This is a genomic window from uncultured Tenacibaculum sp. (assembly GCF_947502995.1).
Classification (GTDB): Bacteria; Bacteroidota; Bacteroidia; order Flavobacteriales; family Flavobacteriaceae; genus Polaribacter.
The window spans coordinates 1-21,908 of sequence record NZ_CANNBW010000026.1 but is presented as its reverse complement, the minus strand read 5'-3'; the positions used below and the strand labels follow the sequence as shown (position 1 = coordinate 21,908).

Here is a 21,908-nt window from a genome sequence, read left to right as displayed (position 1 = left end):
AACACATAGGTTTTATTTTGAAAAACCTAAAAGAGTTATAAAAGTTTTATGAAGTTTTGATTTCACATGAATTGCTAGGGAATTTCATTTTCACTCTCATTTATTAACACTCCAAAATTGATGTATTGTTAACTCAATCACACCAATTCAAAAATAGATTGCGCAATCCAGACCGATAAAAGTTAATGTCTTTAAACGATCACTTTTGTCTTACATAGCGGAAACCGAAAAGCTTACGAGTAGGTATAAACTTAAATCAAATAAAAATGAAAAATAATTTTTTAAAGAAAGTAAAAGGGGCTATTCTTTTATCTAAAGAAGAAGCTAAAACTATTTCTGGTGGATATGATCCTGGTTATACTAATACATACAGCTGTTTCTTCGTTTGCTGTCCAAGCAGTGTTCCTCAAAACTACGGGGTAATTAATGTAAATGGATGTCAAAACGATAGACGTTACAAATATTATGCTCCACAGTTTGCATCTAACTATTGTGTAAGCTGTTAAGCAAATCATTTTTTTGAGATGAGTAACTTTTACTCATCTCATTTTAACAAACCTAACCTATTATGATTATACAAAGTTTTTGGTCTAAACCTTTCTTACAAAACTCCAACCATCCTAACGCTAGATTTAAAGGAGGTTGGCTTGATGAAAAATACTTTTACTACAGTACAGCATTAAGTTGTTTAAAATTTAAAGAGCATTATTCTGAAATTACACTTTATACAGATCAACATGGTAAAAAAGTATTAGGTGATATTTTAAATCTACCGTACACGGAAATCCACACTACTTTAGATGATTTAGACAATTATAACCCTAACCTTTGGGCACTTCCAAAACTTCACACTTATAGTTTACAAGAAGAACCATTCATTCATGTAGACACTGATGTTTTTATTTGGGAAAAATTTCCTGAATCAAAAGTAAACAGTCCTATTTTTTGTCAGAATATAGAAGATAACTATCCTATTTATCAAGAAACATTAGATGCCATTTTAAAAATTTTTGATTTTGTTCCTACAGAAATTGTGAATTCGTTGTATCAAAATCAAAAAGTATTAGCTTTTAATGCTGGTGTTATTGGTGGGAATGATTTAAACTTTTACAAGAATTTATATTCAAAAGCATTAGAAATGATCGATAAGAACGAACATTTATTCCCTAAAATAGATGTTGGTATGTTTAATATGATTTTTGAACAGTTATTAGGTCATGCCTTAGCTAGTAAAAATGACATCGGTATAAGTCCTTTACTAGAAAATGTTGATCCGAATTTCGCCAAATTAACAAACTTTCATCTCGCAGGTTTTCAAACCAACTATGTGCATGCTATTGGATATGCAAAAAGATCTTTACATGCATGTGAACAAATAGAAGCTTTATTAATGTATGAATATCCTGAAGTTTATAAAGATATTACTCAGAAAGGTCTAGAAAATTCACTTTGGGAAAAACGATTTGAAATTTCTGAACGTAGAAAAGAATATTTATTTGCAGTTTATGATCATTTCAGATCTCATGATATAAATACGCTATACAAAACAAAATTCAAATTAAATCCTACAGTTAAATTCTCTGAGAAAGATGAAGTCTCTTTTTTAGAATTCAATAGTCCACAAATAAATGAAATTGAAATATTAGAATTACAAGACTGGGAAAATTTAATTTTCTACTTTGAAGAAGCAATCTCAACTAACGAATTATGTAAGCAATTACTAGAAGATGAAGATATAAAGCAAACGTATACAGAGTCTCAATTACAAGAAAAAGTATTCTCTTTTATTTTAGATAAATGTATTTTACAAGAAATACTTATTCCTGAAATTTTTAATGACACCAACTACACGAAATTGATTTTAGCTCAGAATCTTGCTAACTCGGTTTCTTAATTCGGGAACTACAAATTTTTCAAACCAAGGATTTTTAGACAACCAAAATCTATTTCTTGGTGATGGATGAGGCAATACGAAATAATCTGGTAAATAGTCTTCATAATTGTTTACCGTTTCCGTTAATGTTCGTTTTGCTTTATCCTTTAAATAATAATTTTGTGCATACATTCCTATTAATAATACTAACTCTACATTAGACATTTTATCCCATAACTGTTGGTGCCATTCTGAGGCGCACTCTTTTCTTGGTGGAAGATCTCCTGATTTACCTTTTCCAGGGTAACAAAACCCCATTGGTATTATTCCAAAAAGCGATGTATTATAAAATTGTTCATCTGTAACATTCAACCATTTTCGTAATTGTTTACCACTAGGATCGTTCCAAGGAATACCAGTAGCATGTACTCTAGTTCCAGGAGCTTGTCCTATAATTATAATTTTAGAATCTACACTAGCTTCCACAACTGGCCTAGGTTCTATAAAATCTTTACAAATTGTGCAATTATGGATTTCTTGAAGTAATTGTTTCATTAATATCTTAAGGGGAATAAAAAAACACTTATTACTTAGCCCGTAATAAGTGTCTCCGTTAACGGTTTTTCTTTTAATTTCTTAAAGCATAGCTCGCTCCACTTCCGAAGTCTGCTAATAGTCCGAATAAACTTTTAAAAAAACCACTAACTCTCTTAAGTAATAATTTCCCCATGATAGTTAATAATTTAAAATAATCCCAATACAAAGATACACAGAAGGTTGCGTTTTTTTTAAGGTTTTTCCCTCTTTTGTATTAAATGTTTGGAAATAGCTATAAATGGACATAAAATTCACATATTCTGCATAGCATTGATTATCAATATTATAATTTTATAATATCATTAAAAGCAAAATAGTACGGTTGGTCTTTAAAAACCGGTAAATCAACACTTTCTGCATTTGCTATACCAACACCAGCATACCAAACTTTTGCATTCATCTTCTTTGCATGTGCTATAAATGTTTCCATCCAAATTGTATCATATTCATTTGGATTCTGTAAATTTTTAGTTGCTTTAACTAAAACAAATATTGTTGGCTCACCTTTTTTGAATAATACAAATTGTGGGTGTTTTTTTAATTGACTATTTACAGCAACAAACTCATAGCCCATTTCTTGTAACTTCTTCCCTACGAAGTTCATTGCTAAATTATGTAACTCTTGATCTGTAAGCGCCTGCATCATTTCTTTTTATTTCTCTTATTGAAATTTTTATCTCCTCGTGTTTTTGGCTTCTTATATTTCTTCGCAATCTCTCTTCTGTAACTTCCTCCTAAATTCACTTTTTTATTTTTATCCTTCTTTTCGTGGAAAGCTGGACCAGGAACATACTCTTGAGAGCTTCTATTTCTTGACTGCGATTTATCTTCTTTAGGTCTTTCTTCTTCTGTTAACTGATTAGAAATTTCTACTTGTTCTGGAATATCGAACTTTGGAATTACATAATCCATCAATTCTTCTATTCTATTTTTCGCTTCTTGCTCTTTAGTTGTACTTAATAAAATAGATTTTCCTTTATGCTCTGCTCTACCTGTTCTACCAATTCTATGCATGTAGTTTTCTGGGAAAAGCGTTGGATTAAAGTTAATAACATGAGAAATTTCTTGTAAATCTAAACCACGTGCAATAACATCTGTAGCTATTAAAATTCTATGTTTTCCTTCATTAAAATTCTCTATAGATTTAATTCTATAATTCTGAGTTTTATTAGAATGAATAACACAGTTATGGCCTGGAAATTCTTCTTCTAAAAGATTAAAAATACGATCTGCATTTCTCTTATTAGGTGCAAAGATTAAAACCTTATTGTATTCATTTTTATCAAAAAGCAGATAATTAATTAAGTTAATCTTGGTATAAAAGTTAGGAACTTCATAAGTAGTTTGCTCAATATTATCTAAAGGTGTTCCACTTACAGCAATAGCTATCTTCTTAGGCGCAACAAAAAAATCATCGATTAATGCCTCTACATCTTCAGTCATAGTTGCAGAAAACATAATATTCTGTCTTCTTTCAGGAAGCAAATCGAAAATATTTAAAATTTGAAATCTAAACCCTAAATCTAACATCACATCAACTTCATCAATTACTAATTTCTGAATCGATTTCAATTTTAAAACTCTACTTACTGCTAAATCGTACAATCTACCAGGTGTTGCTACAATAATATCACAGCCTTCAGCAACAGCTTGTTTGTGTCTATTTAAATTTACACCTCCATAAACTCCTAAAACTCTTAACGTAATATACTTTGCTAATTTTTCTATCTCTTCAACAACCTGTAAAACCAGTTCTCGTGTAGGTACAAGAATAAGTACTCTTGGATGTAATTGTTTAGAAAACTTTAAATCTCTTAGTATTGGTAAAATGTATGCAAAAGTTTTACCTGTACCTGTTTGTGCGATTCCAACTACATCTTTTCCTGATCGTACTACAGGAAATGCCTGAGCCTGAATTGGTGTTGAATGGGTAAATCCTAAATCGGCAATTGAATTTCTTAATGGATTTGATAAATCTAAATCTTCGAAAGCTGTCATTTAACTTAATTTCCGCAAAGGTACAACCAATATTTTGTATATTTAAAAGTTGATAAATAGTAATGCAGATGGAAACTCCAAAACGTTTAGAACAAGCTTTAATTAAATTATATAACGCTTTTCATAATAACGAATTAAATCCCGAGTGTTGTTCAGCATGTGCTGTAGGTAACATACTAGACAATCATGATAGTTGGAAACATTTATCAGATGATCATGGATCAACAGAATTAAGTTATGTAGGAAGAGTGCATCAAAAATTAGGTAGAAAATTTAATGGTTATAGTCCTTTAGAACTTTTATATACAGAAAAAGTTTTTTTAGAAGCTTGTGGCTTTACAGTTCCGCTTTGTCATTATAATAAGAAACCTGATAATCCAACTAACAAAGACACTTTATTTAACGGTTTGTGCGCAGTAGTTGCTTACTTATGTAAATTAGACAACATTGAAAATGTAATGGATTATTCTAAAATTTTTGAATTCGACAATGAAGATCCTGTATATCAATTTGATGTAATTTACAACTAATCCATAAATCTTTTAATTCGTAGTTATTTTTATTCTTCATGAATTTAAAAAACAATGCAATAAATTTCATTAATAAAAAAGGAAGTTTAATTAGAAATTTATTAATCCTCACTTTACTATCATTATTCACAAGTCACTTAACAGATTATGATCCTGACGAAGGTTACAGTTTCCCTTTAATATCTACAATAAGTTCTATAATAATAGGGACTGTAATTGGAATTATAGCTGACCGAAATTTCAAATATTTTGAGAGAAAACAATTATTTAGAACAGTAAATTGGACAACAATTTTTCATTATATTTTCTCTACTTTAGGCTTTATAACTTTAGCATATCTTCCTTTTTATTTCTTAGCGATATGGATTGCCAAAGCTGAGTTTCTTTTCTATTATTTTTTTATTGGATTACTCTTAACTTTATTACTAAGTATTATTGCTATTGCTTTACTTTATGGTGAGAAAATATACAAACTCCATAAATTTGGTGTAATTCAAGGTCAATTAACTGTAAAGAAAAATGGAAGAACTTCAATAATTTCTTACTCAGACATTGCCTACTTCTATAGTCAAGAGAAGATTGTTTATTTAGTAAAGAACAATAACGATTCTATTATTACTGATTTTACACTTCAAAAATTAGATGAGCTACTAAATGAACAATTATTCTTTAGAGCAAATCGACAAGTTATCGTTCATATAAATGCTATTCAAGAAATAATTTCTGGACAAAATGGGAAGTTAATCCTGTCTTTAAAACCAAATCTATCTGATAAAAACTTATCTGAATTAGCTATTAGCAGATATAAAAAGAAAGAGTTTATGATTTGGTTTGAAAACAAACTTGATAGTTAGTGTTTATTCAGTAATAATTTTGCTACCATTCGGTAAAACCCTAATAAAAACAATAGCTGAGTTACTGTTTTTGATTTTACTTCGTCATCGAAAATAACAAATACAAATCATGAACATTTCACTATTTAAATCAAAATTATTACCAGTTCTTTCAATTATTTTTCTTTTTATTTTTTGGAAACTTCCTTTAGATATTAATTATTTCGAAATCATTTTAGCAACATTATTTGTATTTCTGGTTAGCTATATAGAATTCAAATCTGATTATTTAAAATCGCTAGGTTTTAATAAAAAAGATTTCACATTAAACAACTTACTAATTAAAGCTCCATTATATGCTTTTGGACTGTTTATTTTATATTATTTCATATTACTTCCTGTAGTAACATATATAACTAAACAGCCTATAGATTTCTCTGCTTTCGATTCAATTAAAAACAACCCTTCTCTTTTAGTAATCTCATTAGTTTTTATATGGATTTCTGCTGCTTTTGGAGAAGAAATTGTTTGGAGAGGATATTTTATGAAGCAATTTGTAAAACTTTTCGGAGAAGGGAAATTAAGTATATCTCTTAATATTGTTTTATTTGGAATTCTTTTTGGAATGTTACACTCCTATCAAGGAATCACAGGTCAAATTGTAACAGGAATTTCAGGAGCCATCTTATCTTTTATATTTTATAAACACAAATATAATTTGTGGTTGAACATCGCTATACACGGTTTTTTTGACTCTATAGCATTACTTTTATTATATTTTGAATTCCTATAATTAAAGTTTACTCATAAAAAAAGCGAGATGAAAACATCTCGCTTTTGATTTTATCTAGTTACAATTTTACTTGTAAACTTCTTTAATGAAATCTTCGTAAGAAACTTCTTTACTCTTAAACTTCATGTTCTCTTTAAAGAAACCTAAAAGTTTTTGAGAAAGTAATTGTGTTTGTAAACGCTGTGCTTCTTCTTGGTTAGCTAAAACTCTACCTGCGATATTATTTAACTCTTCCTCTTCTGGATTCATGTTTCCAAACTGAGCCATTTGAGCTTTAATAAATCCTTTAGCATAGTCTAATAACTCAGCATACTCTAAGTTGATTCCGTTATCTTTCATAATCTTTCCTTCGATTAATTGGTAACGTAAACCTTTTTCAGATTTTGTATACTCTTCTTTAGCTTCTTCTAAAGTTAATTCTTTCTCTCCAGCAGTTTGTAACCACTTTTGTAAGAACGTTTCAGGTAAATCAAACTTAGTATTCTCGATTAAATGCTCAGTAACTGCATTTAATAATTGTTGATCTGCTTGTTGTTGGAATTGCTTCTCAGCATCTTCCTTGATTTTATCTTTTAACTCAGTAACAGTTTTAACGCTACCATCAGCAAATAACTTATCAAATAACTCTTGATCTAATTCTGCTAATTCAGTTTTATTAACTTCTTCTACTGTGAAAGTAACTGTCACATCTAAGTCTTTAGCATCTTCGTTAGAAACACCTAAAACTTGTTGTAATTTAAAGTCTTCTTCGAAAAGTTTCTTAGTATCTAACTCAATTACATCCCCAGCTTTTGCTCCGATTAATTTCTTTTCGTTTTTCTTTCCTTTTAAATCATTTACTAAGAAAGTCGACTTTTTGTTAATTCCTTTTTCTTCGTTAACAAAAGTTCCTGTAACATTAGAGTGCTCTTCAGCAACTTCCTGAGCGATTAATTTTCCGTAACGAGTTTGAATATTTTCAACCTCTTTATCAATTAATTCTTCTGTAGCTACAATTTTATATTCTTTGATTTTGTTTTTACCTTCTAAATCAACACTAAATTCAGGAGCTAAACCTAATTCGAATTCAAAAGTGAATTGATCTGTATCCCAAGAAAAGTCGTCTTTAACAATCGGTAATGGATTACCAAGAATATCTAGCTTTTCTTCAACTAAGAATTTGTTTAAACTCTCTTGTAAAAGCTTATTTACTTCATCAATCATTACGGACTTACCGTATTGCTTCTTTACCATTCCCATTGGTACATGACCTTTTCTAAAACCAGGAATGTTTGCTTTCTTTCTATAATCATTAAGAACTTCAGCAACCTTTTCTTTGTAATCTTCAGCTACGATATCAACTTTTACAACTGCGTTTAACGCATCTATATTTTCTTTTGTAATATTCATGTTATGACTATCTTCTTAAAAAATTGGGTGCAAAATTAACACTTTTCTTCTTGAGAACCAAGAGTTTTATTGCTTTCAAACTATCTTAACCATATATTTTTGTTTCTTGAACAAAAAAACAAGGTAAACAACTCACATTTAACACTTAAGACATAGTGTGAATTTCATGTGACTTACATGATTAACGTACAAAAACTTATTATCAAACTAGAGTAGAGAAAATTAAATTTGACAGCTCTTTTTATTTACTCTAAATTAGCCAAAAAACTAAAAAAAGATTTTCTTATTATGTTGGGAATTATTTTCACGCTTTTAATGCTAGTATTTTTACAAGCAGTTTTAGGATTCGATAACTTATTATACATTTCTTTAGAATCTAAAAAAGCTCCGGAAGCAGATAGAAAGAGAGTACGTAAAACAGGTATTTTAATTGCAATCGGATTAAGAATTGTTCTTCTTTTTGTTTTAATTTCAATTATAGATTTTTTTCAAACTCCATTTTCATGGTTAACTGGTGGAGCTAAAGATATTGTAGAATTTGCTTTTAACGGACACAGTATAATTGTTTTAATCGGTGGTGGATTTATTATTTATACAGCTATAAAAGAAATATGGCATATGATTTCCATTAAAGATTTAAATCATGATCCAGAAGCAGAAGGTAACGGTAAAAAAACCGCTAATGCAGCCATCGTTAGTATTGTCATCATGAACCTTGTTTTTTCATTTGACTCTATTTTAGCTGCAATAGGTTTAACTAGCAGTATAGAAAACTCAACTACAGCTTTTATTGTAATGGCTATTGCTATTGTAATTAGTGGTTTATTAATGTTAGTTTTAGCTGATAGAATCTCTAAATTCTTAGCAAAAAATAGAATGTACGAAGTACTAGGTCTTTTCATTCTTTTAATTGTTGGGATTATGTTAGTTACCGAAGGAGGACATTTAGCACATATTAAACTATTTGGGAACCCTGTAGAACCTATGAGTAAAACAACATTCTATTTTGTTATTGCTGTTTTAATTATTACTGACATTGTTCAAGGTCGTTACCAAAAGAAACTTTCTCAAGAAAAACATTAAATAATCGTTTTTTAACAGTAAAAGAACGCAACCTTTATATGTGTTTGTTATCTATGTAATATAGATTACAAACACTATTAAAATGAAAAAGTTTTTTTTACTATTTACTGTTATAATTTTACAATCGTGCAATCCAAACGGAGATTGTAACGATACTTTTGACGCAGTCTTTTACTGTCCTAATTCTTTTAATTTAAGCTTTAAATTAATTGATAAGAATTCAAATGAAAATTTGATTCAAAACAATACAATCTCCAAAGACGATATAAATATCATCAGAGAGAATGACAACACTATTGTAGAAACTTTTTTAGATACTACTACGTACACAATATATATCGAAAATTATATTTCAGAATCTGAAACTTTAAATTACTCTGTAAAATTATCTGATGAAGATTCTTTTAACATTTCTGCAACCGCAAAAGTTATTAATTCAGGAGGTTGCTGTGCTTCTACAGTAGAAATCAGCAATATTAAGATTGAAAACACCGATTTTGAGATTGAAAATAACATCTACAATATTTTTATTGAATAAATTTTAATCCTCTTTTTAAACCTTTTTAATTTTTAATTGTCTTAGTAATAAAACAAAGAATTATGAAGACATTGAAAATCATGACGGTGGCGTTTTTAAGCCTTACTTGTTCTTTGACAAACGCTCAGAACCTTAAAGACAAAAAAGAAAAACTCGACAATAAATATGCAATTGCCATTGGAAAGAAGCAATTGCGAAAAGATATTCGTCAATTAGAAGCATTTGAAAAAAAGATAACTGCTTTTGAAGATGCATTTATAAGCCATAACACAAAACGTGTTAAAGCTCTAAAAATTGATATCCTTTCTGATATGAAAAGAGAAATCAAACAAAGTGAACGTAAAATTGAACAAGATAGAATTGAATTAAAACAAAGTCAAACTGAATTAAGAAATTCTAAAAGAGAGTTCAATAAATCTAAACGCGATGTCTTAAGAAGAAACTCAGCAAAAAACAGAAGAGAGTTTCGTGACGAAAAACGAGATAAAAATAATGATCGTAGAGATTTAATTGATGACAAAAGAGATTTAAAAATTCAGATCGCAAGAACTGAACGACAAAAAGAAATTTATAAAGAAATTAAAGCTTTTAACTTTTTAGCAAAAAGAGCATCTGGCAAACGTAAACTAATGACGAATTCAAAATTATTAAATGAATTTGCAAAAACTATGCGAGCTGATATTACTTCTACAAAAAAAGAATTAAAAGAAGATTACCAAGAAATGAATGAAGATAAGAGAGAAAGAAGAGAAAATTTCAGAGGGTAATTTCCTCGTCCGCCCCCTGGGCACTTTTCAGAAATAACCTTGGCATTTGCCAAGGTTATTTATTTAAAAAAGTAAATGATTCTTTATAAAAATCTTTTGGGTTTTCTGCATGTAACCAATGCCCTGCATTAGGAACTGTTTTAATTTCAGCTTTAGGAAAATGTGCTTTAATTAAAAAACCATCTTCATCTAAAATATAACCAGAATTCCCTCCTCTTAAAAACAAAGTTTCTCCATCAAAAACTGTAAATGATGGTAACGGTTTGACTATTTCATGATAATTCTCAGACAAAGACTTCAAATTAAAACGAAACGCCAATTGATCTTTTGTTTTTCTGAAGGTATTTTTTAAAATAAATTGACGTACACCAACTTCTGAAATTAACTCACTTAATTTTTCATCAATTAATTTTCTAGAATTATGCTTTTCAAAATCGACAGACTCTAAAGCCTTAATAATATCTTGATGATGTGGTGGATATTCTTTTGGAGCAATATCGGCAACAATTAACTTATTAATCAATTCTGGATATTCTGTAGCAAACAGCATTGCTGTTTTTCCTCCCATAGAATGCCCAATTAAATCTACTTTAGTAAAATTGTTATCCTCAATATAAGTTAACAAATCTTCTACCAATAACTCATAATTAAAATCATCGGAATGAAAACTTCTACCATGATTTCTTTGATCAATCAAATGAACCTGAAAACCATCTTCAGCAAACTTATTTGCATGACTTTTCCAGTTGTCACCCATACCAAAAAAACCATGTAAAATCAATAAAGGTTTTCCTTCTCCAACTACTTTACTATGTAAGATTTCACTCATTATTTAAGACGATCTAAATATAAATTAACTACGTTTTCAATCCCTAAATAAATGCTTTCAGATATTAACGCATGACCAATAGAAACTTCTGCTAAATTGGGTATATTCTCTTTAAAGAACTTTATATTTTCTAAATTCAAATCATGTCCAGCGTTAATTCCTAATCCGAGTTGGCTAGCTAATTTAGCAGCTTCTGTGTAAGGTTTAACGGCATCTCTATTTCCTTTGGCAAACTCTGCGGCAAAATTCTCTGTATATAACTCAATCCTATCTGTACCAGTTGTTGCAGCTGCTTCGATTAAATTTAAATCTGTTTCTATAAAAATAGAAGTTCGTATGCCAGCATCTTTAAATTCTGAAATAATATCTCTCAAATATGATTGATGCTTTATAGTATCCCAACCTGCATTAGAAGTTAACACATCTTCTCCATCTGGTACTAGTGTTACTTGAGTCGGCTGTATTTCTAGAACTAAGTCTTTAAATTTTTGAATCGGATTCCCTTCAATATTGTATTCTGTAACAACTACAGGTTTTAAATCATAAGCATCTTGATATCGAATATGACGTTCGTCTGGTCTTGGATGGATTGTTATTCCATCTGCTCCAAAATCTTGAATATCTGATGCTACTTTTAACAAATTAGGAATATCACCTCCCCTAGAGTTACGTAACGTAGCAATTTTATTAATATTTACGCTTAACTTTGTCATTATTGTATTTTAAGAGTACAAAAATAACGTATTAAAAGTTTTTAAACTATATTCGTATTAATGAATATAAACGATTATATCCTCAAAGAAATTAAGGCACTTTCACTAGAAGATTCTGTGTTTAATGCTCATGATTTGTGTAAAGATTTACCTATTACACACATTCCAATAGTTGTAAACAACAAATTAATTGGATGTTTTGCTGAAGATGATATTCAAACTATAGAAAATAAAGACGTTGTACTTTCTGAATACACACATTTACTTCACCAGTTTCACACGAACACTAAAACAACTCTATTAGAACTAATTACTTTATTTGCAGAAAATGACTGTAATATTATTCCGGTTTTAGATGAAGATCAAAACTATATAGGTTATTACGATTTACGTGATATTTTAGATGTTTTTACAGACAGTCCTTTTATGCATCAGGACAATGAAACTTTAATTGTAGCCAAATCAAAATCAGATTTTTCTATGAGTCAAGTTTCTCAAATTGTAGAAAGTAACAAAGCAAAGTTATTAGGTTTATATGTTTCTAAAGAAAGTGCAGATGATGTTGAAATCACAATAAAATTATCTTCCGAAGAAATGAATGAAATTATTCAAACATTTAGAAGGTATGACTACAACGTTATTTCACAACATGAAGACGACTCTTATTTAGAAGAATTAAAAGATAGAGCTAATTATCTAAGGAAATACTTAGATATGTAATTCCCAAACTAACAATAACATTAGAACTATTGAAAAAAGTAGCAATATACGCGCAATCGTATTCGTTGAATGCAGAAAAAGAGGTTAAAACACTTATAAAATGTCTTGAAAAACACAATATTGTAATTTTTATTGAAGAAGAATATTACAATCTTCTTACTGAAAATGATGTTTTATCTAAAAAATATCCTGTTTTCGCTCATTTTAATGATTTATCGGATTCTTTTGATATGCTTTTTACGGTTGGTGGAGACGGTACAATTTTAAGAGCTGTTACATATATAAGAAACTTAAATATTCCTATATTAGGAATTAATACTGGTCGTTTAGGTTTTTTAGCTACTGTACAAAAAAAAGAAATTAAAGAAGCTGTTGCTTCTATAGTTGAAGGAAAATATAGCTTACAAGAAAGATCTTTATTAGAAATAAGAACAAATCCAGAAACTGAAACTTTTTCTGAATTAAACTTTGCGTTAAATGAAGTTACCATAGCTAGAAGAAATACTACTTCTATGATTGGTATTAAAACATATTTAGATGAAGAATATTTAACTAATTATTGGGCCGATGGATTAATTATTTCTACACCAACAGGTTCCACTGGATATTCTTTAAGTTGTGGTGGACCTGTAATTTTACCAGACTCAACAAGTTTAGTTATTACTCCAATTGCTCCTCATAATTTAAATGCTAGACCTATAATTATTCCTGAAAAAACAAATATTAAACTAGAAGTAAGTGCTAGAGAAAAAGACTTTTTAATCTCTTTAGACTCTAGAATAACTACTGTACCTCAGGAAACTATCGTTCAAATTCAAAAAGCACCTTTTACAGTAAAAACCATTTTATTAGAAAATCAATCTTATTTAAAGACACTTCGTCAAAAATTACTTTGGGGAGAAGACACTCGAAATAAGTAAGTTGTTTAACATTAACTTTCACAATAAATCTCTAAAAAGTAAGTTAATCAAAAAAGACAGATTATTAACTTTTTAAAGCAAATTCAATTCCATATATTTGCACGCTTTCAAGAGATGAAAAGGTATATTTTAACATTATTAGTAACTTGTATTTCAAGTATTTCATTTTCGCAAATTCACGAAATTGGCTTCTTCCTAGGTGGATCTAATATTATTGGAGACGTTGGGGCGACGAATTACGTGTATCCGAATCGACTTGCTGGTGGACTTGTTTATAAGTATAATTTAAACCCTAGAATTGCTCTAAGGGGAAATTATAATTATTTACCAGCTGTAGCAGTTGACGCTGATTCTGATAATTTATTTAGGCAGCAAAGAAACTTTACTACTTCAAATACTATACATGAGCTAGCTGTAGGACTTGAGTTCAATTTTTTTGATTACAATATCAGAGTAAGAGAACAATCATTTACACCTTACATTCTAGCACAAGTTGCTGGTAATACTTATCAAACACCTAAAAGACAAGAAGGTGCTAATATATTATTGACAAATAAATTCTCTTTAGCCGTTCCTTTAGGAGTTGGAATAAAAGGAAGAATATCAGATCATTTAGCTTACGGACTAGAAGTTGCTGTTCGTTTAACTTTTGATGACGATATAGATTATACAACCAATGCAATACCAGCCCTAGATTTTGGAGGGAATGGTAACGATTTTTACACATTTACAGGTTTTTCTATTGTTTATACTTTTGGAAGACCTGCGTGTTATGCCGACCGATCAGAATAATTTATGAGTGAAAAACTACAACGTATAAACCTGAATAAAGTTCCTAATCATATCGCCATTATTATGGATGGTAATGGACGTTGGGCTAAGAACAAGGGAATGCAACGTGTTTTTGGACATCGAAATGCCTTAACAGCTGTTAGAGAAGCTGTAGCTGCTGCAAGCGAAATAGGCTCTAAATACATTACACTTTATGCTTTTTCTACTGAAAATTGGAATAGACCAAAATTAGAAGTAGATGCTTTAATGAGTTTATTAATCACTTCATTAAAGAAAGAATTACCAGATTTTCACAAAAATGGTATTCGAGTAAATAGCATTGGTGCCACAGAACAACTCCCCAAAAAAGCACAAAAAGTACTTCAAGAAGTTATAGCAGAAACAAGCTCTAATTCTAAAATAACACTAACGTTTGCACTAAGTTACGGTAGTAGAGAAGAAATTGTTAATGCTATCAAAAACATATCTAAAAAAGTTGTTAATAACGAAATTGACATAAAAAAAATTGATGAAAAAATTATAAATAGTCATTTATATACATTTAATTTGCCCGACGTTGATTTAATGATACGTACAAGTGGGGAACAAAGAATCAGTAACTTTTTGTTATGGCAAATGGCCTATGCGGAATTATATTTCACTGAAACTCTTTGGCCTGACTTTAGAAAAGATCATTTATTCGATGCTATAATAGACTATCAAAACAGAGAACGAAGATTTGGAAAGACAAGTGAACAGATTGATACCAATGTATAAAAATTTATTTTTTACAGTTTTTTTTATTGCTATAACGGCAATTGCTAACGCTCAAGAATCACCAAAAGATACGATCAGTCCTACTACAACAAAGGACACTAAAGGTAAAATAGATTACGAAAGGGGAAGAGATTATATTCTTGGTGGTATTACAGTTACTGGATTACAAAAATTTAGTGAAGAAACTGTAAAAGTATATACAGGACTTTTAATTGGACAACCAATTAAATTACCAGGAGATAAATTAACTAGTGCTATTAAAAAACTTTATGAAAGTAAGCAGTTTAGTGAAGTAGATGTTTATCTGTCTAAAATTAATGGTGAAACTGTATATCTTCAATTTGATGTTGTCGAACTACCTAAGTTAAATAATATCAAAATTACTGGAATTAGTAAGTCTAAAGCTAAGGATCTTCAAAAAGAAGCTGAACTTAGAAAAGGAACTCAAGTTACAGATAACTTAATTGTAACTACCAGAAACTATTTCAAGAAAAAATATACTGATAAAGGTTTTCTTAAAACAAAAGTTTCTTTAACTACTAAAAAAGACACTACAGATACCAATGTAGTTGATATGTTTATTCATATTGACAAAGGTGACCGTATCAAAATTAAAAACATCGATTTTGTTGGAAACGAAGCTTTATCTGACGGAAAGTTAAGAGGAGCTATGAAAAACACAAAGCGTAAGTTCTTAGGGCGTTTTTGGAAATCTTCTAAATATATCGAAGATGATTTCAAAGAAGATTTAGAAACTATATTAGATACATATAGCGAATTAGGTTACAGAGATGCTAGAATCTTAAATGATCGCTTAATCTGGAATGACGATAATACAATCAACTTAGAAATAGAACTTGAAGAAGGTAGACAATATAGATTTGCTGATATCATTTTTGTAGGAAATAAGAAATATAATGATGAGTTCTTAAATCAATTTTTAAAGATTGAAAAAGGTGATGTTTATAATGGTAAAGTATTAAAAGAAAGAATTTCTGGTGATGGTACTCCAGATTCTCAAGATATTCAGTCATTATATCACAACAATGGTTATTTATTCTCTTCTGTTAATGCTGTAGAAACTAAAGTAAAAAATGATTCTATTACTGTTGAAATCAGAATTAGAGAAGATGAACCAGCTACAATAGGAAAAGTTACTGTTGTTGGAAATGATAAAACAAATGATCATGTAATTTACAGGGAACTTAGAGTAAAACCTGGAGATTTATTTAGTAGACAAAACATTATCCGATCTATTCGTGAAATTGGGCAATTAGGTTTCTTTGACACTAATGTTACTCCAGATGTAAAACCTGATTATGCTAATAAAACTGCTGATATCGAATTCTCTGTAGTAGAAAAAGGAGGAAGTCAAATAGAACTTCAAGGTGGATTTGGTGGAGGATCTTTCATCGGTACATTAGGATTATCATTTAACAACTTCTCTATCCGAAATATTTTGAATAAAGATGCTTATAAACCTCTTCCAATGGGAGACGGACAAAGTTTATCTTTACGTTTACAAGCAAGTAGAACAAATAGTACATATAGCTTTTCATTTACAGAACCTTGGTTAGGTGGTAAAAAACCTCAATCATTATCGTTCTCTATTTTTTATTCAAATCAATTTAGATTTAACTTCCAAACTAATGAAGTTGATAGAAGTCAAAGTTTAGATATTTTTGGAGCAACGATTGGTTTAGGAAAGCGTTTAAGATGGCCAGATGATTTCTTCTCGTTATCTCAAAGTATAAGTTATCAAAGAATTGGATTAAATGACTTCCCATACAGAGTTGGTTCTTCTAATGCTATTTTAAACAATGGTAACTTAAATAATTTATCATATACTGCTGTTTTAAGTAGAAACTCTGCTGGACCAAGTTTAATTTTCCCTACGTATGGATCTGAATTTTCTATTAGAGCTAAAGCAACTCTTCCTTACTCTTTAATTAATGGAAAAGATTTATCTGATCAGCCTGACGGATTAACTCCTACAGAACAACAAGACTTCTTAGCAGATCGTTTTAAGTGGTTAGAATATTATAAATTATCTGCAAAAGGAAAATGGTACACTGCACTAGCTAAGAAATTAGTATTAATGTCTAATTTTGAGATTGGTTACTTAGGTTCTTATAACGACGAACTTGGTTTGACTCCTGTTGAACGTTATTTTGTAGGTGGAGATGGAATTGCTCAAGGACAATTAGATGGTAGAGAAATTGTAGGTTTACGTGGTTACGAAAACAATAGTTTATCTTCAGTAGATGGGGGGTCTATTTATAATAAATTCCAACTAGAATTAAGATATTCGATAACAGATAAGCCTTCTGCATCTATTTATACATTAGGATTTTTAGAAGCTGGTAATGCTTACGACAATTTTAGTACATTTAACCCGTTTGAATTAAAGCGTTCAGCTGGATTAGGAGTACGTATATTTATGCCTGCTTTTGGATTACTAGGAATTGATTTTGCTCACGGGTTTGATCCATTACCTGGTTTCACACAAAAATCTGGTTGGCAAACACATTTTATTATTGGAAGACAGTTCTAAAATACTACATTTGTAACGTTTCGGTTTTTTGGCACGGTTTTTTCTAAATACACTATAAACAATGAAAAAAATAAATCTTACGTTCGTTCTTTTACTTTTTGCAGTAAGTGTAAGTGTTGCACAAAAAAATCAGAGAATTGCCTATATAGATATGGATTATATTCTTCAGAGTATACCACAGTATATAGAGGCTCAAAATGCTTTAAATGATAAAGTAGCAAAATGGAGATCTAATCTTGATAAAGAAGCGAGACAAATCGAAGTCATGAAAACTGATTTAGCTAATGAGAAAGCTATCTTAACTCAAGACTTAATTGAAGAACGTGAAGAAGATATTCAAGTAAAGCAAGACGCATTAAGAAAACTTGAGTCTCTATATTTTGGGCCTGATGGTGATATGTATATTCTTCGTAAGAAATTAATACAGCCGATTCAAGATCAAGTATATAATGCAGTACAAACTATTGCATCAAGAAAAAAATATGATTTTGTCTTTGATAAGTCTAGCGAGTTAGTGATGTTATATTCTAATAAAAAGCACGATATTAGCTCACTAGTTTTGAAGCTAATTAAAATAGATGTTAAAAGACAAGATAAACGTGATAAAATAGCTGCAAAAAAGAAATTATTGGCTAATGATGAATTATCTGATGAAGCTAAAAAAAGAGCAGCTAGAAAAGAAGCTATAAAACAAAAGAAGCTTACAGAACGTGAAGCTAAATTAAAAGCAATTGAAGAAAAAAGACAAGCACGTTTAAAAGCTAGAGAAGAGAAAAGAAGACTATTAAGAGAGAAGAAAGAAGCTTTAAAGAAAGCCAAAGAAGAAAAGAAAAAACAAGAAGAGAGCGATAACAAAGACAAAAACTAATTATACAACAGAAAAGAGAACAAAAATTTTAAATTAAAACAAACATGAAACATTTAAAAACGTTATTATTAGTTGCAATTTTTACGATTGGTTTAGGTGGAGCGGTGAATGCACAAAAAACTGCACATATTAATACCGATAAATTATTAGCTGAAATGCCAGAAACTAAGGCATTAAAAGCTGAATTAGAAAAATTACAAAAAACATATAGAGCTGATATAGAAGGAATGTATAAAGCGTTAGAAGCTAAGTTTAAAAAATACGAAGCTGATGGTAAAAATCAAACGAAAGAAGTAAATGCTCAAAGAGGTCAAGAAGTTCAACAAGATAGACAAAAGATAGCTCAAGCTGAACAAACTATGAACCAAGAGATGGCTAAAAAATATAGAGAGAAAACAGCTCCTATTTTAAAGAAAGCAGAAGATGCAATTAAAGCTGTAGCTGCTGAAAAAGGTATTATTTATGTAATAGATTCTGCTCCAGGTAAAGGATTAATCGTTTTTGAAAAAGGAGAAGATATTTTCAACGCTGTAAAAGCTAAATTAGGATTCTAAGGCTTATTTAATTTAAGTTCAAATCATATTAAAAATCCTGCTTAAAATTAAGCAGGATTTTTATTTTTGTTTTTATATTATGATTGAAAACTCTAGTCAACCCATTGGTATATTTGATTCTGGTATTGGAGGAACTTCTATTTGGAAAGAAGTTCAACAACTATTACCAAATGAAGACACTATTTATTTAGCTGATAGTTTATATGCACCTTATGGACAAAAATCTAAAGAAGACATTATCAATCTTTCAATAAAAAATGTAGAGTTTTTAATTAACAAAAACTGTAAACTTATTATTGTTGCTTGTAATACAGCAACTACTAATGCTATAAAATATTTAAGAGCTAATTATTCAGTTTCTTTTATAGGAATAGAGCCTGCTATAAAACCTGCATCACTTCAAACAAAAACAAAAACCATAGGAATTCTTGCTACTAAAGGAACCTTAAATAGTGAATTATTTGAAAAAACATCATCTTTAATTGATAATGATATTAAAATTATTGAGCAGATTGGAGAAGGCTTAGTAGAGTTAATTGAACAAGGTAAAATTGATTCTACAGAAATGGATCTACTTTTAAGAACATATATTAATCCTATGTTAGAAGAGAATATAGATTGTTTGGTTTTAGGGTGTACACATTATCCATATTTAATAGATGCGATTAAAAAAATCACTAAGGATTCTATAAATATTATTGATTCTGGTGAAGCTGTTGCTAAACAAACGAAAAGGATTTTAGCTAGTAAAAACCTACTTAATAGAACTGAACACAATGCTTCTAATATATTTTACACAAATAAGGATAAAACTGTATTAGAAAACATATTGAGAGGCTCTAAGTACACTTTAATTGAAGAATTGAATTTCTAAAATAATTGTCCGTTGATATTAGGACAAGCAGCTAATCGTCTTTTAGCACACAACAAGTTCATTCCTACAGATAATTGATGAAAGCCTCCTTCAGAAAAAACTATATCTCCAGATTGTTTTGTAAAGGTATAAGCAAACATGAATCGCTTGAAATTTATTCCTAATAAAGGAGAAAAATATTGAGCGTTTTCAAAAGTGTTTCCATCAAAAGAAGAACGATAAGAAATACCTGCCCAAAGTAAGGAACCTTTTAATTTCTTATATGCCTTAACATTTAAATCAACAACTTTTTCTCCTGTTTGTTCTTTAAACTGAAACATAAAAGAAGGTTCAAACTGTAACTTTTCACTTTTACTAAAATAATATCCTGCTCCTATGATATAATTTCTAAGATTTAAAGCATCAAACTCAGAATTTAGACTATTCTTTGCTGTTAGGAAGATATTCTTCACCGTTAAATAACTAGAAAAACCTCCATAATGATAAGCTAATCCAAAATCGGAATTAAAATAAAAATCACTTTCAATAATTTGCTGTACCTGAGGATCTCCACTGAAAGTACTTTGGTCTACTTCATTTTGAACAGCTGATAAAGACAAACCGAAAGATAACTGATTAAACACACTTCCTTTACTCATATTTAAATGATAAGCATAAGTTCCTTGAACTGCTTTTTGAGAATGAAAACCATTTCTATCATTAAATAATATAGCTCCAAAAGCTGCTTTAGAATCTTCTTTAAATTTTGCATGAAAACTTAAAGTTTGTAATTGCGGTGCATTGTTAATTCCAAGCCATTGACCTCTAGCAGTTAAACGAATTTTACCACATTCACCAATTCCTGCAGCAGCCGGATGTACTAAATATACATTATCAGAAAGATAGTCTTGGTAAATAGGAAGTGTTTCTTGTCCATAAGAGACAACGTCTAAAAATAATAAAGTTATTGCTAGTATTTGGGCTTTAAAATTCATTTGCAACATTTACAGTTCGCAAATATATCAGATTTAAAATCAAGATACTAAAAATTAACACAAAACATAGTTTATCAAAAAAAGAGCTTATAAAATATAAGCTCTTTGTTAAATTAATTCCCTTTGATTATAACTTTGTTAATAGATACAGAATGAAACTATACAAAACGACCAAAGTTATTTCAAATCGGTATTTATCTTTACTCCTTTTCATTGACTACTTCTTGATAAATCTTCTGATTCCTTTTCCTGAATCAGTTCTTATCATTAAGAAATAAATTCCTTTACTTAAGCTAGATACTTCTATTCCATTTGAAGAAAAATCTTTTACTTCAATCTCTTTCCCAAGCATAGAGTATAGCTTTATTGCTTTAACATCTTCTTTTGATTCAATCTTTAAGAAATCAGTTACTGGGTTTGGATATAACTTAAAACGTACTGGAAACTCTTCTTCGTTAACACTTAATGTATTAACTGAGAAGTTAGCTGTAACAGTTTTATCAGCATCCATAGTTATAGTTACAGGATTACTAGTTCCAGAAACATCTCCACTCCAATCATCAAACTTATATCCAGAAATAGGTGTAGCTGTAAGCTGTACCACCGTTCCAACATTATAAGAACCAACACCTGTAGCAGGATCAACAAAATCTGGTGCAGTATCTACAGAGATATTTCCATTAGTTGAACCAAGAATTAGTCTATACTGGATTACCTGGAACATTGCAGTAACTGTTTTGTCTGCATCCATAGTAATAGTTAGTGGATTTGTTGTTCCTGAAGCGTCTCCACTCCATCCTGTAAATTCATATCCTGCATCTGGTGTAGCTGTTAAAGTTACAACACTCCCATCGTCATAAGATCCTGTGCCTGGATCTGGAGCCGCAGTAACGCTTCCGTTAGTTGCATTTAAAGTCAATGTTCTTTGAATTGGACCAAAGTTTGCAGTTACT

The 21,908-nt window shown here is 29.8% G+C and carries 24 protein-coding genes; 16 read left to right on the top strand and 8 right to left on the bottom strand.

The window, feature by feature from the left end; genetic code table 11:
* The first annotated feature begins 266 nt into the window (after positions 1-266).
* On the top strand, positions 267-506 hold the full coding sequence (locus Q1A46_RS18255; protein WP_299682406.1) for a hypothetical protein: 240 nt from the start codon (positions 267-269) through the stop codon (positions 504-506).
* Positions 507-568: 62 nt separating this feature from the next.
* Positions 569-1,894 carry a DUF6734 family protein gene (locus Q1A46_RS18250; protein WP_299682403.1) on the top strand — a complete coding sequence of 442 codons (1,326 nt, stop codon included), beginning with the start codon at positions 569-571 and terminating at the stop codon, positions 1,892-1,894.
* On the opposite strand, the gene Q1A46_RS18245 is transcribed toward Q1A46_RS18250, so the two are convergent.
* From Q1A46_RS18245 to Q1A46_RS18235, 3 genes are all read right to left on the bottom strand, one after another.
* On the bottom strand, positions 1,862-2,428 hold the full coding sequence (locus Q1A46_RS18245; protein ID WP_299682400.1) for a uracil-DNA glycosylase family protein: 567 nt from the start codon (positions 2,426-2,428) through the stop codon (positions 1,862-1,864). The genes Q1A46_RS18250 and Q1A46_RS18245 overlap by 33 nt on opposite strands.
* A gap of 325 nt (positions 2,429-2,753) precedes the next feature.
* Positions 2,754-3,113, bottom strand: a complete 360-nt coding sequence (locus tag Q1A46_RS18240; protein ID WP_299682527.1) for a Na(+)-translocating NADH-quinone reductase subunit F — start codon at positions 3,111-3,113, stop codon at positions 2,754-2,756.
* Complete coding sequence (locus tag Q1A46_RS18235) at positions 3,113-4,468, bottom strand: DEAD/DEAH box helicase (RefSeq protein ID WP_299682397.1); 1,356 nt, start codon at positions 4,466-4,468, stop codon at positions 3,113-3,115. Before Q1A46_RS18235 ends, Q1A46_RS18240 begins: the two co-directional genes overlap by 1 nt.
* 68 nt (positions 4,469-4,536) lie before the next feature.
* On the opposite strand from Q1A46_RS18235, the gene Q1A46_RS18230 reads away from it, so the two are divergent.
* From Q1A46_RS18230 to Q1A46_RS18220, 3 genes are all read left to right on the top strand, one after another.
* Positions 4,537-4,998 (top strand): Na(+)-translocating NADH-quinone reductase subunit F, encoded by a 462-nt coding sequence (locus tag Q1A46_RS18230; protein WP_299682394.1) that lies wholly within the window; start codon positions 4,537-4,539, stop codon positions 4,996-4,998.
* A 38-nt stretch (positions 4,999-5,036) separates the two neighbouring features.
* Positions 5,037-5,852: a LytTR family DNA-binding domain-containing protein gene (locus Q1A46_RS18225; RefSeq protein ID WP_299682391.1), complete on the top strand. Its 816-nt coding sequence runs from the start codon at positions 5,037-5,039 to the stop codon at positions 5,850-5,852.
* 109 nt (positions 5,853-5,961) lie between these two features.
* A complete protein-coding gene (locus tag Q1A46_RS18220) occupies positions 5,962-6,624 on the top strand; it encodes a CPBP family intramembrane glutamic endopeptidase (protein ID WP_299682388.1) in 663 nt (220 codons plus the stop codon).
* A 66-nt stretch (positions 6,625-6,690) separates the two neighbouring features.
* Here Q1A46_RS18220 and tig read toward each other — a convergent pair whose 3' ends face one another.
* On the bottom strand, positions 6,691-8,013 hold the full coding sequence (gene tig / locus Q1A46_RS18215; RefSeq protein ID WP_299682385.1) for a trigger factor: 1,323 nt from the start codon (positions 8,011-8,013) through the stop codon (positions 6,691-6,693).
* A 288-nt stretch (positions 8,014-8,301) separates the two neighbouring features.
* Between tig and Q1A46_RS18210 the strand changes: the two genes are divergently transcribed.
* From Q1A46_RS18210 to Q1A46_RS18200, 3 genes are all read left to right on the top strand, one after another.
* The gene (locus Q1A46_RS18210) at positions 8,302-9,096 is read left to right on the top strand and encodes a TerC family protein (RefSeq protein ID WP_299682382.1); all 795 of its coding nucleotides are present in this window, start codon (positions 8,302-8,304) and stop codon (positions 9,094-9,096) included.
* Between the two features lie 82 nt (positions 9,097-9,178).
* The gene (locus Q1A46_RS18205; RefSeq protein WP_299682379.1) at positions 9,179-9,634 is read left to right on the top strand and encodes a hypothetical protein; all 456 of its coding nucleotides are present in this window, start codon (positions 9,179-9,181) and stop codon (positions 9,632-9,634) included.
* A gap of 62 nt (positions 9,635-9,696) precedes the next feature.
* Positions 9,697-10,401 (top strand): hypothetical protein, encoded by a 705-nt coding sequence (locus tag Q1A46_RS18200; RefSeq protein WP_299682376.1) that lies wholly within the window; start codon positions 9,697-9,699, stop codon positions 10,399-10,401.
* Between the two features lie 55 nt (positions 10,402-10,456).
* Here the strand turns inward: Q1A46_RS18200 and Q1A46_RS18195 are convergent, their stop codons facing one another.
* Complete coding sequence (locus Q1A46_RS18195; RefSeq protein WP_299682372.1) at positions 10,457-11,230, bottom strand: alpha/beta fold hydrolase; 774 nt, start codon at positions 11,228-11,230, stop codon at positions 10,457-10,459.
* Positions 11,230-11,943 carry a pyridoxine 5'-phosphate synthase gene (locus Q1A46_RS18190; protein ID WP_299682369.1) on the bottom strand — a complete coding sequence of 238 codons (714 nt, stop codon included), beginning with the start codon at positions 11,941-11,943 and terminating at the stop codon, positions 11,230-11,232. The genes Q1A46_RS18195 and Q1A46_RS18190 overlap by 1 nt, the downstream gene beginning before the upstream one ends.
* 60 nt (positions 11,944-12,003) lie before the next feature.
* On the opposite strand from Q1A46_RS18190, the gene Q1A46_RS18185 reads away from it, so the two are divergent.
* The 8 genes from Q1A46_RS18185 to murI all read left to right on the top strand — a co-directional run bounded on the left by Q1A46_RS18185 (position 12,004) and on the right by murI (position 19,981).
* Positions 12,004-12,663 (top strand): CBS domain-containing protein, encoded by a 660-nt coding sequence (locus tag Q1A46_RS18185; RefSeq protein WP_299682366.1) that lies wholly within the window; start codon positions 12,004-12,006, stop codon positions 12,661-12,663.
* A gap of 29 nt (positions 12,664-12,692) precedes the next feature.
* Entirely contained in the window at positions 12,693-13,583 is an 891-nt protein-coding gene (locus Q1A46_RS18180; protein WP_299682362.1) for an NAD kinase, read from the top strand.
* A 114-nt stretch (positions 13,584-13,697) separates the two neighbouring features.
* Complete coding sequence (locus Q1A46_RS18175; protein ID WP_299682359.1) at positions 13,698-14,375, top strand: DUF6089 family protein; 678 nt, start codon at positions 13,698-13,700, stop codon at positions 14,373-14,375.
* Positions 14,376-14,378: 3 nt separating this feature from the next.
* Positions 14,379-15,131: an isoprenyl transferase gene (locus Q1A46_RS18170; RefSeq protein WP_299682356.1), complete on the top strand. Its 753-nt coding sequence runs from the start codon at positions 14,379-14,381 to the stop codon at positions 15,129-15,131.
* Entirely contained in the window at positions 15,124-17,685 is a 2,562-nt protein-coding gene (bamA, locus tag Q1A46_RS18165) for an outer membrane protein assembly factor BamA (RefSeq protein ID WP_299682353.1), read from the top strand. The genes Q1A46_RS18170 and bamA overlap by 8 nt, the downstream gene beginning before the upstream one ends.
* Positions 17,686-17,746: 61 nt before the next feature.
* Positions 17,747-18,553 carry an OmpH family outer membrane protein gene (locus Q1A46_RS18160; RefSeq protein ID WP_299682350.1) on the top strand — a complete coding sequence of 269 codons (807 nt, stop codon included), beginning with the start codon at positions 17,747-17,749 and terminating at the stop codon, positions 18,551-18,553.
* 44 nt (positions 18,554-18,597) lie between these two features.
* Positions 18,598-19,107: an OmpH family outer membrane protein gene (locus tag Q1A46_RS18155; protein WP_299682347.1), complete on the top strand. Its 510-nt coding sequence runs from the start codon at positions 18,598-18,600 to the stop codon at positions 19,105-19,107.
* Positions 19,108-19,186: 79 nt separating this feature from the next.
* Positions 19,187-19,981 carry a glutamate racemase gene (gene murI / locus Q1A46_RS18150; protein WP_299682344.1) on the top strand — a complete coding sequence of 265 codons (795 nt, stop codon included), beginning with the start codon at positions 19,187-19,189 and terminating at the stop codon, positions 19,979-19,981.
* Here murI and Q1A46_RS18145 read toward each other — a convergent pair.
* Together Q1A46_RS18145 and Q1A46_RS18140 are read right to left on the bottom strand one after the other, a co-directional pair.
* The gene (locus Q1A46_RS18145; RefSeq protein ID WP_299682341.1) at positions 19,978-20,955 is read right to left on the bottom strand and encodes a type IX secretion system membrane protein PorP/SprF; all 978 of its coding nucleotides are present in this window, start codon (positions 20,953-20,955) and stop codon (positions 19,978-19,980) included. The genes murI and Q1A46_RS18145 overlap by 4 nt on opposite strands.
* A 217-nt stretch (positions 20,956-21,172) precedes the next feature.
* Positions 21,173-21,908, bottom strand: a 736-nt coding sequence (locus tag Q1A46_RS18140; protein WP_299682338.1) for a T9SS type A sorting domain-containing protein, incomplete at its 5' end; no start/stop codon positions are given.

Excerpts from the sequence above, each read along its gene's own strand:
- Q1A46_RS18255 (WP_299682406.1), top strand. The coding sequence starts at position 267 with ATGAAAAATAATTTTTTAAAGAAAGTAAAAGGGGCTATTCTTTTATCT.
- Q1A46_RS18250 (WP_299682403.1), top strand. The coding sequence starts at position 569 with ATGATTATACAAAGTTTTTGGTCTAAACCTTTCTTACAAAACTCCAAC.
- Q1A46_RS18245 (WP_299682400.1), bottom strand. The coding sequence starts at position 2,428 with ATGAAACAATTACTTCAAGAAATCCATAATTGCACAATTTGTAAAGAT.
- Q1A46_RS18240 (WP_299682527.1), bottom strand. The coding sequence starts at position 3,113 with ATGCAGGCGCTTACAGATCAAGAGTTACATAATTTAGCAATGAACTTC.
- Q1A46_RS18235 (WP_299682397.1), bottom strand. The coding sequence starts at position 4,468 with ATGACAGCTTTCGAAGATTTAGATTTATCAAATCCATTAAGAAATTCA.
- Q1A46_RS18230 (WP_299682394.1), top strand. The coding sequence starts at position 4,537 with ATGGAAACTCCAAAACGTTTAGAACAAGCTTTAATTAAATTATATAAC.
- Q1A46_RS18225 (WP_299682391.1), top strand. The coding sequence starts at position 5,037 with ATGAATTTAAAAAACAATGCAATAAATTTCATTAATAAAAAAGGAAGT.
- Q1A46_RS18220 (WP_299682388.1), top strand. The coding sequence starts at position 5,962 with ATGAACATTTCACTATTTAAATCAAAATTATTACCAGTTCTTTCAATT.
- tig (WP_299682385.1), bottom strand. The coding sequence starts at position 8,013 with ATGAATATTACAAAAGAAAATATAGATGCGTTAAACGCAGTTGTAAAA.
- Q1A46_RS18210 (WP_299682382.1), top strand. The coding sequence starts at position 8,302 with ATGTTGGGAATTATTTTCACGCTTTTAATGCTAGTATTTTTACAAGCA.
- Q1A46_RS18205 (WP_299682379.1), top strand. The coding sequence starts at position 9,179 with ATGAAAAAGTTTTTTTTACTATTTACTGTTATAATTTTACAATCGTGC.
- Q1A46_RS18200 (WP_299682376.1), top strand. The coding sequence starts at position 9,697 with ATGAAGACATTGAAAATCATGACGGTGGCGTTTTTAAGCCTTACTTGT.
- Q1A46_RS18195 (WP_299682372.1), bottom strand. The coding sequence starts at position 11,230 with ATGAGTGAAATCTTACATAGTAAAGTAGTTGGAGAAGGAAAACCTTTA.
- Q1A46_RS18190 (WP_299682369.1), bottom strand. The coding sequence starts at position 11,943 with ATGACAAAGTTAAGCGTAAATATTAATAAAATTGCTACGTTACGTAAC.
- Q1A46_RS18185 (WP_299682366.1), top strand. The coding sequence starts at position 12,004 with ATGAATATAAACGATTATATCCTCAAAGAAATTAAGGCACTTTCACTA.
- Q1A46_RS18175 (WP_299682359.1), top strand. The coding sequence starts at position 13,698 with ATGAAAAGGTATATTTTAACATTATTAGTAACTTGTATTTCAAGTATT.
- Q1A46_RS18170 (WP_299682356.1), top strand. The coding sequence starts at position 14,379 with ATGAGTGAAAAACTACAACGTATAAACCTGAATAAAGTTCCTAATCAT.
- bamA (WP_299682353.1), top strand. The coding sequence starts at position 15,124 with ATGTATAAAAATTTATTTTTTACAGTTTTTTTTATTGCTATAACGGCA.
- Q1A46_RS18160 (WP_299682350.1), top strand. The coding sequence starts at position 17,747 with ATGAAAAAAATAAATCTTACGTTCGTTCTTTTACTTTTTGCAGTAAGT.
- Q1A46_RS18155 (WP_299682347.1), top strand. The coding sequence starts at position 18,598 with ATGAAACATTTAAAAACGTTATTATTAGTTGCAATTTTTACGATTGGT.
- murI (WP_299682344.1), top strand. The coding sequence starts at position 19,187 with ATGATTGAAAACTCTAGTCAACCCATTGGTATATTTGATTCTGGTATT.
- Q1A46_RS18145 (WP_299682341.1), bottom strand. The coding sequence starts at position 20,955 with ATGAATTTTAAAGCCCAAATACTAGCAATAACTTTATTATTTTTAGAC.